An 11,940-nucleotide genomic window follows, 5' to 3' on the forward strand; every position below is an offset into this window, starting at 1 on the left:
GAGCACCTCCGGATCCAGATCGTCGACCACGACCTTGGCTCCCTCGGCGGCGAGCTTCTCGGCGACCGAGCGCCCGATGCCGCGGCCCGAACCCGAAACCGGTGCGACCCTGCCCTGCAGCCTGTGTGCGTTCACCTGATGTCTCCTGTGTCGTTGCGATGCCGGCCGGACCTTGCGGCCAGCGTGATCCGAGCCACAAATGTGAATACTAACTATGTTTGAAAATGACGTCAATGCAGATGATAATGCAGCTGAATAGACTGATTGGTTAATATCGAATTCTGCTCTGTGCGTAGGCTCTCGACAGCCGCAGGTACCAGGAACCCCGCCCCGGACGCGCTGCCGTCGGCGAGGGCGGACGCGCGGGAAGGCCGGTCGCCCGAGGCAGCCGGCCGTCCCGCTCCCGATCAGCTCAGCACGCGATGAGTGCCGAATACTCGCGCGTGGTAGGTCAGCGGCGCGGCGGGTGCGCTCGCGACCGCGTGCACCTCACCCATCAGCACCACGTGATCGGCCGCCTCCACGGCCTGCGCCACCCGGCAGGCGAACCAGCCGGGCGCGCCGTCCAGCCGCGGCACGCCGTCCGTGCGTGACCAGGCCACCCCGTCGAACTTCTCCGGCCCCTTGCGCGCGAACCGCGCGGCCAGCCGGGATTGGTTGTGCCCCAGGATGTTCACCCCGAACTCACCGCTGGCCGTGATCAGCGCGAGCAGGTCCGATCCGCGGTCCAGGCTGACCAGTAGCGAGGGCGGGGCCATGGACAACGAGGCGAACGCGCTCACCGTGGTGCCGTGCGGGCGTTCGCCGTCCATCGCCGTCACCACCGCGACCGGTGTGCACACCGCGGCCATCGCGTCCTTGAACGCGGCCGCCAGTTCCGGAACCGGCATCACAATGCCTCTTCGGCGGATCAGACGGCGGCGGGCTCGCGCACCGGGATGCCCAGCTGGCGCAGTTCCGGGAGCACCTTCTCCGCGAACAGCCGCATACTGGCCTCGGCCTTGTCGTGATCCATTCCGCCGCAGGAGAATCCGCAGTTCTGGTCGTAGTCGCCGAACGCCTCGTACCGCTGCCTGATCCGCTCCACCAGTTCCGCCGGAGTGCCGCACAGCTGAGCCGACCGATACCCCTCGGCCGCGGCCTCCTTGCCCGCCGCGATCATCGCGTCGGCCATGGCGGCATAGTTCTGGTACCCGCTGATGTTGTCGAAGTGACCCGACTTGTCCAGCCCGTAGTGCGCGGTGGTCAGCGCGAAGTGGGTGTAGATCGCCTGCTTCGAGGTCGCCTCGCATTCGGCGGCGTCCTCCGAGCAGTACACCGAGTCCGACAGCACCACCCGCGGCGGCTCGTCGTCGTGATGCTTGCGGTACTCCTCGCGGTACTGCTCGAAATCGGCGGCATGCTGTTCGACCGGGAACTGCGCGAAGGACGCGACGGCGGTGCCGCGCTGCGCGGCGGTCAGCCGCGACTCCGGCGACATGGCGATGCTCACCACGTCGCGATTCGAGATCTTCTTCAGCGGTGCGGGCCGGATCGGCGCGGCCTTCTGCGTGTAGAACTCGCCCGCATGTTCCATGACGCCGCTGTCGAGCGCCGCGAGGATCATGTCCAGGCTCTCCTCCATCCGGCCGCGGGCCTCGCCCATATCGATGCCGAAGGTGTCGTACTCCAGCTTCGACAGGCCGCGGCCGACACCGAGTTGCATCCGGCCACCCGACAGGTTGTCCAGCAGCGCGAACTTCTCCGCGACCCGAAGCGGATCGTTCCACGGCAGGATCGCACCGCCGGTGGTCAGCGTGATCCGCTCGGTGCGCGCGGCGAGGTAGGACAGCACCGCGAAGTTGTCCGGACACATGGAGTAGGGACCGTCGAAATGATGCTCCACACACCAGATTCCCTCGAATCCGAGCGGTTCGGCCAGTTCCGCCAACGCCATCTCGCGCCGGTAGAACTCGGCATCGCTCAGCTCGGGCGATTTGCCGGTGAAGAAGATCTGGTAGGTGACCTTCATGGGTGACTCCTTCGAACGTGGGGTGAGGTTGGTGGGGGCGGCGGATCAGGCCGGGAGGTATTTGTTCACGAATGCGCCCGCTTCGTCGAGCGCCCGCGCGCCCTCGGGCAGCACCGAGGAGAACAGGGTCCACACATGGCACATGTCGTCGTAGACCGAAAGCACGGCGACGCCGCCAGCGGTGCGCACCGAATCGGTGAAGCGGCGCGAATCATCAAGCAGCACTTCGGCGGAACCGACCATGGCCAATACCGGCGGCAGCCCGCCGTGCTCGGCGAACAGCGGCGAGGCCAGCGGATCGCGTTCGTCGTGGCCCTGTAGGTAGGCCGCGCCGAGATCGCTGATCGAGCTGTCGGACACCGCGATGTCGGTGGCGGCATTGGTCGCGACACTCGCACCGCTGCGGGAGAAGTCGAGCAGCGGCGAGATCAGTACCGCCGCCGCGGGCAGTGCGGCGGCGTTCTCGCGAAGGGAGACCATCGCGGCGACCGCCAGCCCGCCACCGGCGGAGTCACCGCCGAAGGCCACCGCGCCGGAACCGTACCGCTCGAGTACCGCGGCACCCACGGCGACCGCGTCCTCGACCGCGGCCGGATACTTGTTCTCGGGCGCACGACGGTAATCGGGCAGGATCACGGTGACTCCGGCGGCACGGGACAGCCCGTGCGCCATCTCGGCGAACGCCTTCGCGCTGCCCAGCACATAGCCGCCGCCGTGGAACCAGACCACCACCCGGTCGGTCGCCGCACCAGCGGCTGTCACCGTCACCGTCGGCACCCCGGTGATCTCTCCCTCGGCCACCGTCGCACTCTCGGGCACCGGGAACTGCAACAGCAGAGCATCGTAGCTCGCTCGCAGGTCCTCGATCGAGGCATCGGTCGCGTCGGGGAACCCGTCGATGTACATCTTCTCCACCCGGGCAAGCGACTCGGTACGCGCCATCGGACTTCCTCCGCATCTCTGTCGAAATCAGCAGCCCCAACCTCTGCAATGTGACGACGGTAACACAACTCAAATTAACATTTGAAGGTATCGCCACAGTTTTTTTGCCAACAAGCTGGCTATTGAGTTCCGTTGACAACCAAACATGCCGAAGTTAGCGTTAACTGCTCGCGTGCGTTCCAGCACGCTCCACCGACTCCGGACGACTATGCGTCCCCGCGCCCGGCCGCGCGGGCGCCCGGATCCACGGCGGGACAACCGAAGTCGTGCGGGAGATCGTCGACGTCGAAGGAAGGACACCATCATGGGACGACTCACCGGCAAGGTCGCGATCGTCACGGGAGCGACGCTCGTCGATCCCGGCGGGCTCAACATCGGCGGCGCGACAGCGGCCGCCTTCGCCGCCGAGGGCGCCCGAGTGGTGTTGGCGGACATCAACATCGAGGGTGCGCGGACGCTCGCGAAACAGCTCGAGGCCGAGCACGGCCCGGGCGTCGCGCTCGCGGTCGAGACGGATCTGCGCTCCGAGGAACAGATCCGGGCTCTGATCGACACCGCCGTAACGAGCTTCGGCGGTCTGCACCTGCTGATGAACGTCGCGGGCGTCTTCCCGGCCGACGACGGCGAGGTGGCGACCATGCCGATCGAGACCTGGGACGATGTCCTGGCGGTGAATCTGCGCAGCGCGCTGCTCACCACCAAACACGCACTGCCGCATCTGCTTTCGGGCGGCGGATCGATCGTCAACACGGCCTCGACCCACGCCTTCGCGGGCGACACCAGCCTCACCGGCTACGGTTGCACCAAGGCCGCTCTGCTGGCCCTGACCGCCTACACCGCGACCCAGTACGGCCGGGAAGGCGTGCGCTGCAACGCGATCTGCCCCGGCACCACCCGCACTCCCCCGGCCCAGCAACTCCCGGCCGCGATCACCGACATCTACCGCCGCCATACGCCCGCACCGGATCTCAACGGCCCGGCCGAGCTGGCGCAGGTGTACCTGTTCCTCGCCTCGGACGCGTCCTCTGGCATCAACGGCGAGACCATCCGGGTGGACGGCGGCCTGCTGGCCCACCAGCCGTTCGTACCCGACATGGTCGCGCTGGCCGCCACCACCGCGTCGTCCCAGGGCTGAACAACTCCGCGGCGTCCCGCCACCTGCACAGGCGGCGGGACATCGCCGTGCGTCCGGCGGGCCAGGCCACCCGTCGCGCACCCGCCGGAGCGAGGCGCTCTCGCATACCCCCGCCGCAATCACATCCAGGCTGCGGCGAACTGCCTTCCGCCACAGCGGGGCACCATCGCTACCTACTCCGGCTCGACGACCGGCGTCCAGCTCGCTCGGTGCCCGAGCCTTCCGCGCGCGGGATGCCGTCGCTTGAGCGGTCCGGTTCGACAACGCCGTGTTCCGTTGCGGCGGAACACCATCGCACACTCGGTGCAGCGGAATTGCACTGAGACCGAACCGCATTTCGCAGCTACCGCAGCGGTACGCCGTTGCGGCGCAGCAACTTCATACACGCGAAAACCGCCGGAGCGCAACGGCTCCGGCGGTTTCGGCATGGTTCAGGCGGGCTGGGGCCAGTACCGGTCGCGCAGGACGCGCTTGTACAGCTTGCCGGTGGGCAGCCGCGGCATCTCATCGATGAAATCGACCGTGCGGGGGCACTTGAAGCCCGCCAGGTGTTCCCGGCAGAACTCGCGCAGCCGCTCGGCCAGCTCCGGGGTGCCGCCGGTGGGGTCGAGCGGTTGCACCACCGCCTTCACCGCCTCGCCGAAATCCTCGTCGGGAACACCGAATACGGCCGCGTCCATCACCTCGGGATGGGTGATGAGCAGGTTCTCGATCTCCTGCGGATAGATGTTGACCCCACCGGAGATGATCACGAATGCCTGCCGGTCTGTGAGGAACAGGTAACCCTCCTCGTCCAGGTAGCCGATGTCGCCGATCTTGGACATGGTGCCGCTGGGATCGCGTGCCTCGGCGGTCTTGGCCGGATCGTTCAGGTACTCGAACGAGCTGTTGCCGCCGCGGAACCAGATCGTGCCGGGCGTACCGGGCGGCTGCTGGTTGCCGTCGGCGTCCAGGACGACGATCTCGCCGAAGAAGGCCCGCCCCACCGTGCCCGGGTGCGCCAGCCACTCCTCCGGAGTGCACCCGCAGGTGCCATTGGCCTCGGTGCCGCCGTAGTACTCGTAGATCACCGGTCCCCACCAGTCGAACATGTCCTGTTTGACCTGCCGCGGACAGGGCGCGGCCCCATGCACCGCCACCTCCAGCGAGGAGTGGTCGTACCTGTCCCGGACCTCGCGCGGCAGTTTCAGCAGGCGCGAGAACATGGTCGGCACCACCATCGTGTGGGTGACCCGGAACTCCTCGATCAACGCGAGAAACGTCTCCGCGTCGAACTTCTCCATCACGATATGCGTTGCGCCCAAACGCAATCCGATCGAAATGGTGGACTGCGGACCGGAGTGGTACAGCGGGGCCGGGGACAGGAACACCATCCCTTCGCGCATGTGGAACAGCCGCTTGCCCATCTCCTCGATGCCGAGCTGGGTATCCGGGGCGACGTCGGGCAGCTGCCGCTTGACGGCCTTGGGACGTCCGGTGGTGCCCGAGGAATAGAACATCGGCGTGCCCAGCCGCTCGCCGTCGATCGGGGTGACCGGATACCGCTCGACGACGGCCGCGAAGTCCTCGAACGGCTGCTCGGCGGCGTCCGCCATCAGCCAGTGCTCGACCTGCGGACACAGCTCGGGCAGACGGCGCGCCACCTCCCGCTTCGCGGCGCTGCTGACCACGAGCTTCGCTCCGCAATCGCGCACGATGTAGGCGGCCTCATCGGCGGCGAGGAACGAATTCACCGGGGTGTAGTAGAGCCCGGCCCGCTCGGCGGCCGCCATGGTCACGATCATCTCCGGGTGGTTCTCCATGAAGATCGCGATGGGGTCGGTGCGGCGTAGGCCGAGCGCGCGGAAATGATGCGTGAGCCGGTTCGCCCGTTCGTCCAGTTCCCGATAGGTCAGCGTCTCGCGGGTGGCGGCCATGATGATCGCCGGGCGGTCGGGGTGATCGGAGACGTGTTGGCCGGGATACATGTCGTGTCTCCTCATAATCTGTGATCCAAGTCTCTGTAGTGAATGTAAACTTCGGCTCATCTCATCGTCAATAGCACTATTTCCGCGAACGATTGAAATGTCAGTTAGTCTCGAATCTGTCCAGTGAACGCTAGGAGGGGTCTGTGATGGTCGCCGGACGACGCACTGCACGCACCGACCGGCACGGGAACGGGGCGCACACCACAGCGGCCGTTCATGATGGGACGGTGACTGTCTCATCGGCGAAACCCGGTACCGGGCCGAACGGCCGACGCCCCACAACCCGGGGCTCACAGCGCAGCGCGCAGATCATTCAGGCGGCCGCGAATCTGTTCCAGGACGCCGGATATCAGAACGTCAGCATCGACGACATCGGCTCCGCTGTCGGACTCACCGGGCCCGCGGTGTATCGGCATTTCAAGGGCAAGCACGACATTCTGGTCCACACCCTCATCGGGCAGGTCGAACTCGTCGAGGACATGGCGCGCCGCGCCGCCGAGGGCGAGGGCGCTCCCGACGAGCGGATGGCGGCCTTCCTCGCCGAACTCGAGGATCTCGCCGTCCACCGTGACGAGGCGATGCTCTGGCGGCGCGAACGCAGGCACCTGCAGCCCGCCGAACGCGGGGCCTTCCGCGCGGAGTTCGGCAGGGTCCAAAGACTCACCCGGGCCGCCATCGCCGCCTCCCGGCCGGATTCGAGCGCCGGACAGCTCGAACTGCTGTCTCTGGCGCTGCTCTCACTGTTCGGCAACACCCGCGAAATCCGCGCCGGGCTCGACGAATCCCGCCTCGCCGCGGTGCAGAGCTCGATCGCGTGGGCGGTGGTCCGCTGCGCCCTCCCAGCCGAACATCCCGGTGCGCGCCCAGCCGCGACGCAGACCGAACGGATGCCCGCGGGCCGCCGCGAACGCATCATCGCCGCCTCGGCCGATCTGTTCGACAGCCGCGGCTTCTACGACGTCCGGGTGGACGACATCGCCAAGGCCGCGGGCATCTCCGGCGCGACGCTGTATCAGCTCTTCCCGAACAAGACCCAAATCCTGCAGGCGATTCTGGAACGCGGCGCCGAGGGCCTGCTCTACATCACCGCCGAGGCCCTCGCGCACGCCGAGACCCCCGACGAGGTCCTGGAAACCTTGGTCCGCACATATATCGAGCAGGCGCTGGGATTGCACGGACGCACCATGCGCATCCTGGTCACCGATGCGATCTACCTCTCCGGCGAAGTCCAACAGGCACTGCGCGAATCCCAGCGCGAGTACGTGAACGAATGGATCGACGCCCTCTGCGCCCTGCACCCGAACTACTCCGCCGCCGACGCCCGCGCGGTCGCTCTCAGCATCATCAGCGTCATCACCGATCTCTCCCAGACCCGGCGCATCCGCACCCGACCGGACATCCATGAAGAACTGCGCACGCTGGCCCGCGCCATGATGCTGTCGGAACAAGGTTGAGCGGACCGGGCAGCCGGATGTTCGCGCCCGATGCCAGACCGATGCCCGTGATCGAGCCGACCGGAGGCCGCTGAGATGTCCCGACCGACGAGCTCGCATTCCGCCACCGATACGGTGACGCCCCGGCCGTCCGGGCGCAGCGGCCGGCGCGCCGAGCAGATCGCGGAAGCGGCCGGCGACCTCTTCCGGAGGCTGGGCTACCAGAATGTCGGCATCGATCAGATCGGCGCCGCGGTCGGTCTCACCGGCCCGGCCGTCTACCGGCACTTCAAGGGCAAGAACGATATCCTCGTCGCCGCGCTGACGCGACAGGTACGGATCGTCGACGAACTCCGCAGACGATCGGACACCGCGGGCGCCACCCCGCGCGAACGACTGGACCTCCTGCTGGACGGCCTCGGGGACCTGACCGCGAATCGCGACGAGGCGACATTGTGGCGGCGAGAGCAGCGCCACCTCGAGCCCGCGCAACGCGAGATGTTCCGCGCCCACTTCTCCAGCGTCGGTGACCGGATCGCCGCGAGCATCGGCGACGGCCGCCCCGAGCTACCCCGCGAGCAGGCCGAACTGCTCGGGTTCGCCGTTCTCACAATGTATTCCAACACCAGCGGCATCCGCGACGGGCTCGCGCCGGACCGGTTGATGGAGATCCAATCGGCCGTCGCCCGAGCCATCGCCGGACCTCCCGGAGCCGCTCCGCGCCGCATCGCCGACACCGGCCCCGGCGCACCGGCGGCCGGCGGGACGCCGCGAGCGGATCCTCGAGGTCGCCGCCACCCTGTTCGACGAACACGGTTTCCACGACGTCCGGATCGACGACATGGCCCCGGCCGCGGGGATTTCGGTGAGCACGTTCTATCAGCACGCGTCCGGCAAATCCCAGGTCCTGCGCGACATCCTGAACCGAGGAGCACAGGGCCTGCTCTACGTGACCGCCGAGGCGCTCGCGCCCGTACACGCTCCGCCGCAGATCCTCGACACACTGATCGACAGCTATATCCGGCTGGCGACCGAGGACGCACGCGCTCTCGCCCAGGCGACGATCGGCGTCGTCACGGATATCTCACAGAACCCCGCCCTGCGGGAAAGGCCGGGCGTCACACGGGATCTGGCGGCGCTCGCACACGCCATGGTGCTGCCCACGGCCCTCATCGGGGGTTGAGCGGCCGGTTGTTCACGCGATCCGCACCGCGGTTCCGGTCAATCCGTCCACCGGGGTGAAGCGCGTCAGGACTTCGGGATCGTGGCCGGGCACGATCAGCTCGGGTGCGCCGGCCAGCCGGTGCATGGTGTCGAAGGCCCCGTAGGTGTCGGGCAGGTCGGTGTGCACGGCGAACGGGACGTCGTCGCACACGTTTCCGAAGAAGTGCGAGGCGTCCGCCGCGAGCACGACCGTGCCGCGGGCGGTGGCGACGCTGACCACCTGCGTGCCCGCGGTGTGACCGCCCACCAGGTGCACTCCGACGCCGGGTACCAGCTCGACCTCACCGTCGACGTAGTGCAGACGTCCGTTCAGGCCGAGTTCCACCAGCCGCACGATGTCCTCGCCCTCCACGAGTCTGTGGAATTCCCGGCGGGTGGCGAAACGGCCTGTCCAGAAGGCCATCTCCCGCTCCTGCACGACGAATCGCGCGTTCGGGAACGCCGCGACCTCGCCCACGTGGTCATAGTGGAAGTGCGACAGTACGACCCACGGCACGGTCGCGCAGTCCACGTCCAGCAGCGCCAGCGCCTCCGACGGTCGCCGGAAATAGGTGCGGAGACGCCGATTCGCCATCTCGGGCGTGAAACCCACGTCGACCACGATGTCGGCCGCCTCGGTGCGGATCAGCCAGACGAAGTAGTCCATGGGCATCACGGCATCGCGCGGCGCGGCCGCCGAGCCGTGAAAGTATTCTCCGCGTGTGCCTTTCGGGTGTTCGGCGAATTTGACCCCGAAGACTTGGTGCGCCGGTCGGGCGGTGCTGGTCGACGTGGGCATCATGGCTCCTCGGTGTCGGTGCGATATCGTGCTTCGAGTTCTTCGAACTCCGCACGCCGGACCAGGCGCTGGCGTTCGGACCAGGTGGCCAGCGGCGCGTCGGCGAGCGCGTCGGCGCGCAGCGCGCCCAGCGCCTCCTGCATTCCGCGCACCGCGGCGAGCAGCGGCAGATTCGCATGCAGTACCAGCGAGAAGCCGAGTTCGCGCAGACGCTCCGGCGAGACCAGCGGCGTCACCCCGCCGATGACCAGATTGAGGATCTTCGGCCCGGCGACCCGCGCGGCGATCGTCTCGATCTCGGCCTCGGAAATCGGCGCCTCGACGAAAAGGATGTCGGCGCCGGCCGCGCGGTAGGCGTTGGCCCGGGCGATCGCGTCGTCCAGGTTCGTCACCGCCCTGGCGTCGGTCCGAGCCACGATCAGGGTCTCCTCGTCGCGGCGGGCGTCGACGGCGGCTCGAATCTTCGCCGCCATCTCGGCCGTGGGCACGACGCTCTTACCGGCGAAGTGCCCGCAGCGCTTCGGGAAGGTCTGGTCCTCGAGCTGGATCGCGTCGGCTCCGGCCCGTTCCAGGTCCCGAACGGTACGGCGCACATTGAGCTGATTGCCGAAACCGGTGTCGGCGTCGACGATCAGCGGCAGGTCGACCGCACCCCGGATGGCGGCCACGTGGGTGAGCAGCTCGGTCGAGGTGAGCAGCCCGATATCGGGCACGCCCAGATGAGTGTTGGCGATGCCCGCCCCGGTGACGTAGACGCACTCGAACCCGCAGTCCTCGATGATTCGGGCGGTCAGGGCGTTGGCGGCGCCGGGGACGACCGTGAGCCGCCCCGGACCGAGCAGATCCGGCAGGCTCATTGCCGGACCCCGGTCGCGCGGGCGGCGGCATTCGCTCCGGCGATGCGCCCGAATACCGCGCCGCGCATCAATCCCGCGCCCGCGGCGTAGTTGTAGTGGAAGAAGTCACCGGCGATCTCGCCGGTCGCGTACAACCCGGGCATCGGGCGTCCGGTCACATCCAGCACCTGCGCCTCGGCATCGACCTTCAGGCCACCGTAGGTGAAGGTGATGCCGCAGGTCACCGGGTAGGCGAGGAAGGGCGGACGATCCAGGGGCACAGCCCAATTGGATTTGGGCGGTTGCCCGTCCGGGCGCGCGGACACCGCGTCCAGGGCGGTGGGGTCGAATCGAACGTCCGCGTCGGCGGCCACCGACTTGTTGAACTCCGCGACCGTGGTCTCCAGCGTTTCGGCCGAGATATCCAGTCGCGCGGCGAGTTCGGTCAAGGTCCCGGCCTCGACCGGTGTGGCGGTGCGGTATCGGGGTTCGAGCAGATGGGCCGTCCGCTGATCGAAGATCTGATAGGCCACCGCCCTGGGCTGGCGCAGGATGGCCGCTCCGGTCTTGGCGTAGGTGAGGAACACCTGGTTCTCCCCCTCGTCCACGAACCTCTCCCCGGCGGAATTGACCAGCAGCGCATAGGGATACGAGTATCGGGCCAGCTTGTCGGTCAGCCGCAGATCCCCGACCGGCGGATGAGCGGCGTCCTGCGGGCTGGCGTGGCAGCCGCCCCAGTGCCCGGCGGGCTGCGCTCCGGCGTCGAGCGTCTTCGCCAGCATCGTGCCCATATTGAACCGGGTGCCGCGCACCTTCACCAGATCCCAGCCCTCGCCCAGATAACGCCGCCGCATCTCCGGGTTGGCCTCGAACCCGCCGCAGGCCAGCACCACGACCCCGCGCACCTCCTCGACCCCGCTGTCCCGCCGGACCAGCACACCGTCGACGGCGGAGCCGCGCGTGATCAGACCGGACGCGGGCGAGTCGTAGCGGACCTCGATGCCGGCCTTCTCCACCGCGTCGAACAACGCCGCCACCAGGCCGACCCCCTCGCCCCGGGACCGGATCGCGCCACCGGGGGTGAGCGCGTAGACACCGTCGAGGTGAGCGGGGTCGAACAGTTTGTCGGCGGTCAGCTCCCACCGCACCCCGTGCTCACGCATCCAGACCAGGGTGTCGAACGACTGGTCGACGACCCGCTCCACCAGCATCCGCGGCGGCCGTCCCTGGGAGGTCGTGAACCAGTCGTCGATGTAATCCCCGCGGGTGTAGGCCGCCACGGACACCCGCTCGAGCACCTCCGGGTCGGTGTCGGCCAGAATCGGCCGCAGCGAATCCAATCCGTCGTGCACGGCACGGAAGATGGCACCGGAGAAGCGGCTGTTACCTCCTCGTTCCGCCCGTGAGGCGGCCTCGAGCACGACCACCCGGGCCCCCGCCTCGTGCGCGGTGAGCGCGGCGACCAACGCGGCGTTCCCGGCGCCGACCACGACGACGTCGTATTCCTCGATCGACACAGCAATTCCTTCCGATGAGAGGGGGTGAAGTCACGAGTTGGCGGCCGGCATCGCCCACCCACGCCATCGGTCGGCGCGGCGGTCGTTCGGCGGGGCC

10 protein-coding genes and 2 pseudogenes are annotated in these 11,940 nt (G+C 68.1%); 4 read left to right on the forward strand and 8 right to left on the reverse strand.

Going from position 1 to position 11,940, the window contains the following annotated elements:
• Positions 1 to 6 precede the first annotated feature (6 nt).
• The 4 genes and pseudogenes from NM2_RS49250 to NM2_RS22745 form a co-directional block, all read right to left on the reverse strand.
• Positions 7 to 135 (reverse strand): annotated as a pseudogene (locus tag NM2_RS49250) (3-oxoacyl-ACP reductase); the annotation flags it as partial.
• Between the two features lie 272 nt (positions 136 to 407).
• The gene (locus tag NM2_RS22735; protein WP_067672387.1) at positions 408 to 890 is read right to left on the reverse strand and encodes a flavin reductase family protein; all 483 of its coding nucleotides are present in this window, start codon (positions 888 to 890) and stop codon (positions 408 to 410) included.
• A 20-nt stretch (positions 891 to 910) separates the two neighbouring features.
• Positions 911 to 2,011 carry an LLM class flavin-dependent oxidoreductase gene (locus NM2_RS22740; RefSeq protein ID WP_067672390.1) on the reverse strand — a complete coding sequence of 367 codons (1,101 nt, stop codon included), beginning with the start codon at positions 2,009 to 2,011 and terminating at the stop codon, positions 911 to 913.
• Positions 2,012 to 2,056: 45 nt separating this feature from the next.
• Complete coding sequence (locus NM2_RS22745) at positions 2,057 to 2,953, reverse strand: alpha/beta hydrolase (protein ID WP_067672393.1); 897 nt, start codon at positions 2,951 to 2,953, stop codon at positions 2,057 to 2,059.
• Positions 2,954 to 3,257: 304 nt separating this feature from the next.
• Here NM2_RS22745 and NM2_RS22750 point away from each other — a divergent pair, with 304 nt between their 5' ends.
• Positions 3,258 to 4,088: an SDR family NAD(P)-dependent oxidoreductase gene (locus NM2_RS22750; protein ID WP_067672396.1), complete on the forward strand. Its 831-nt coding sequence runs from the start codon at positions 3,258 to 3,260 to the stop codon at positions 4,086 to 4,088.
• 431 nt (positions 4,089 to 4,519) lie between these two features.
• On the opposite strand, the gene NM2_RS22755 is transcribed toward NM2_RS22750, so the two are convergent.
• Positions 4,520 to 6,055: an AMP-binding protein gene (locus NM2_RS22755; RefSeq protein WP_067672399.1), complete on the reverse strand. Its 1,536-nt coding sequence runs from the start codon at positions 6,053 to 6,055 to the stop codon at positions 4,520 to 4,522.
• Between the two features lie 227 nt (positions 6,056 to 6,282).
• Between NM2_RS22755 and NM2_RS22760 the strand changes: the two genes are divergently transcribed.
• From NM2_RS22760 to NM2_RS51770, 3 genes and pseudogenes are all read left to right on the forward strand, one after another.
• Positions 6,283 to 7,509, forward strand: a complete 1,227-nt coding sequence (locus tag NM2_RS22760) for a TetR/AcrR family transcriptional regulator (protein WP_067672580.1) — start codon at positions 6,283 to 6,285, stop codon at positions 7,507 to 7,509.
• 75 nt (positions 7,510 to 7,584) lie between these two features.
• Positions 7,585 to 7,749: pseudogene (locus tag NM2_RS51760) on the forward strand (TetR/AcrR family transcriptional regulator); the annotation flags it as partial.
• A 604-nt stretch (positions 7,750 to 8,353) separates the two neighbouring features.
• Complete coding sequence (locus NM2_RS51770; protein WP_245718172.1) at positions 8,354 to 8,671, forward strand: hypothetical protein; 318 nt, start codon at positions 8,354 to 8,356, stop codon at positions 8,669 to 8,671.
• Positions 8,672 to 8,683: 12 nt separating this feature from the next.
• Here the strand turns inward: NM2_RS51770 and NM2_RS22770 are convergent, their stop codons facing one another.
• From NM2_RS22770 to tcuA, 3 genes are read right to left on the reverse strand one after another with little or no spacing between them, the layout of a single operon-like run.
• Positions 8,684 to 9,490 (reverse strand): N-acyl homoserine lactonase family protein, encoded by an 807-nt coding sequence (locus tag NM2_RS22770; RefSeq protein WP_067672583.1) that lies wholly within the window; start codon positions 9,488 to 9,490, stop codon positions 8,684 to 8,686.
• Positions 9,490 to 10,347: an isocitrate lyase/PEP mutase family protein gene (locus tag NM2_RS22775; RefSeq protein WP_067672402.1), complete on the reverse strand. Its 858-nt coding sequence runs from the start codon at positions 10,345 to 10,347 to the stop codon at positions 9,490 to 9,492. The genes NM2_RS22770 and NM2_RS22775 overlap by 1 nt, the downstream gene beginning before the upstream one ends.
• Positions 10,344 to 11,843, reverse strand: a complete 1,500-nt coding sequence (gene tcuA, locus NM2_RS22780) for an FAD-dependent tricarballylate dehydrogenase TcuA (RefSeq protein ID WP_169816222.1) — start codon at positions 11,841 to 11,843, stop codon at positions 10,344 to 10,346. Before tcuA ends, NM2_RS22775 begins: the two co-directional genes overlap by 4 nt.
• Positions 11,844 to 11,940 lie beyond the last annotated feature (97 nt).

The organism is Nocardia miyunensis NBRC 108239 (assembly GCF_001613065.1).
Classification (GTDB): domain Bacteria; phylum Actinomycetota; class Actinomycetes; order Mycobacteriales; family Mycobacteriaceae; genus Nocardia; species Nocardia miyunensis.

What these genes read in the sequence shown, in the direction of transcription:
- NM2_RS22735 (WP_067672387.1), bottom strand. Translation starts at nt 890, where the DNA reads ATGCCGGTTCCGGAACTGGCGGCCGCGTTCAAGGACGCGATGGCCGCG.
- NM2_RS22750 (WP_067672396.1), top strand. Translation starts at nt 3,258, where the DNA reads ATGGGACGACTCACCGGCAAGGTCGCGATCGTCACGGGAGCGACGCTC.
- NM2_RS22775 (WP_067672402.1), bottom strand. Translation starts at nt 10,347, where the DNA reads ATGAGCCTGCCGGATCTGCTCGGTCCGGGGCGGCTCACGGTCGTCCCC.
- NM2_RS22740 (WP_067672390.1), bottom strand. Translation starts at nt 2,011, where the DNA reads ATGAAGGTCACCTACCAGATCTTCTTCACCGGCAAATCGCCCGAGCTG.
- NM2_RS22770 (WP_067672583.1), bottom strand. Translation starts at nt 9,490, where the DNA reads ATGCCCACGTCGACCAGCACCGCCCGACCGGCGCACCAAGTCTTCGGG.
- NM2_RS22745 (WP_067672393.1), bottom strand. Translation starts at nt 2,953, where the DNA reads ATGGCGCGTACCGAGTCGCTTGCCCGGGTGGAGAAGATGTACATCGAC.
- NM2_RS22755 (WP_067672399.1), bottom strand. Translation starts at nt 6,055, where the DNA reads ATGTATCCCGGCCAACACGTCTCCGATCACCCCGACCGCCCGGCGATC.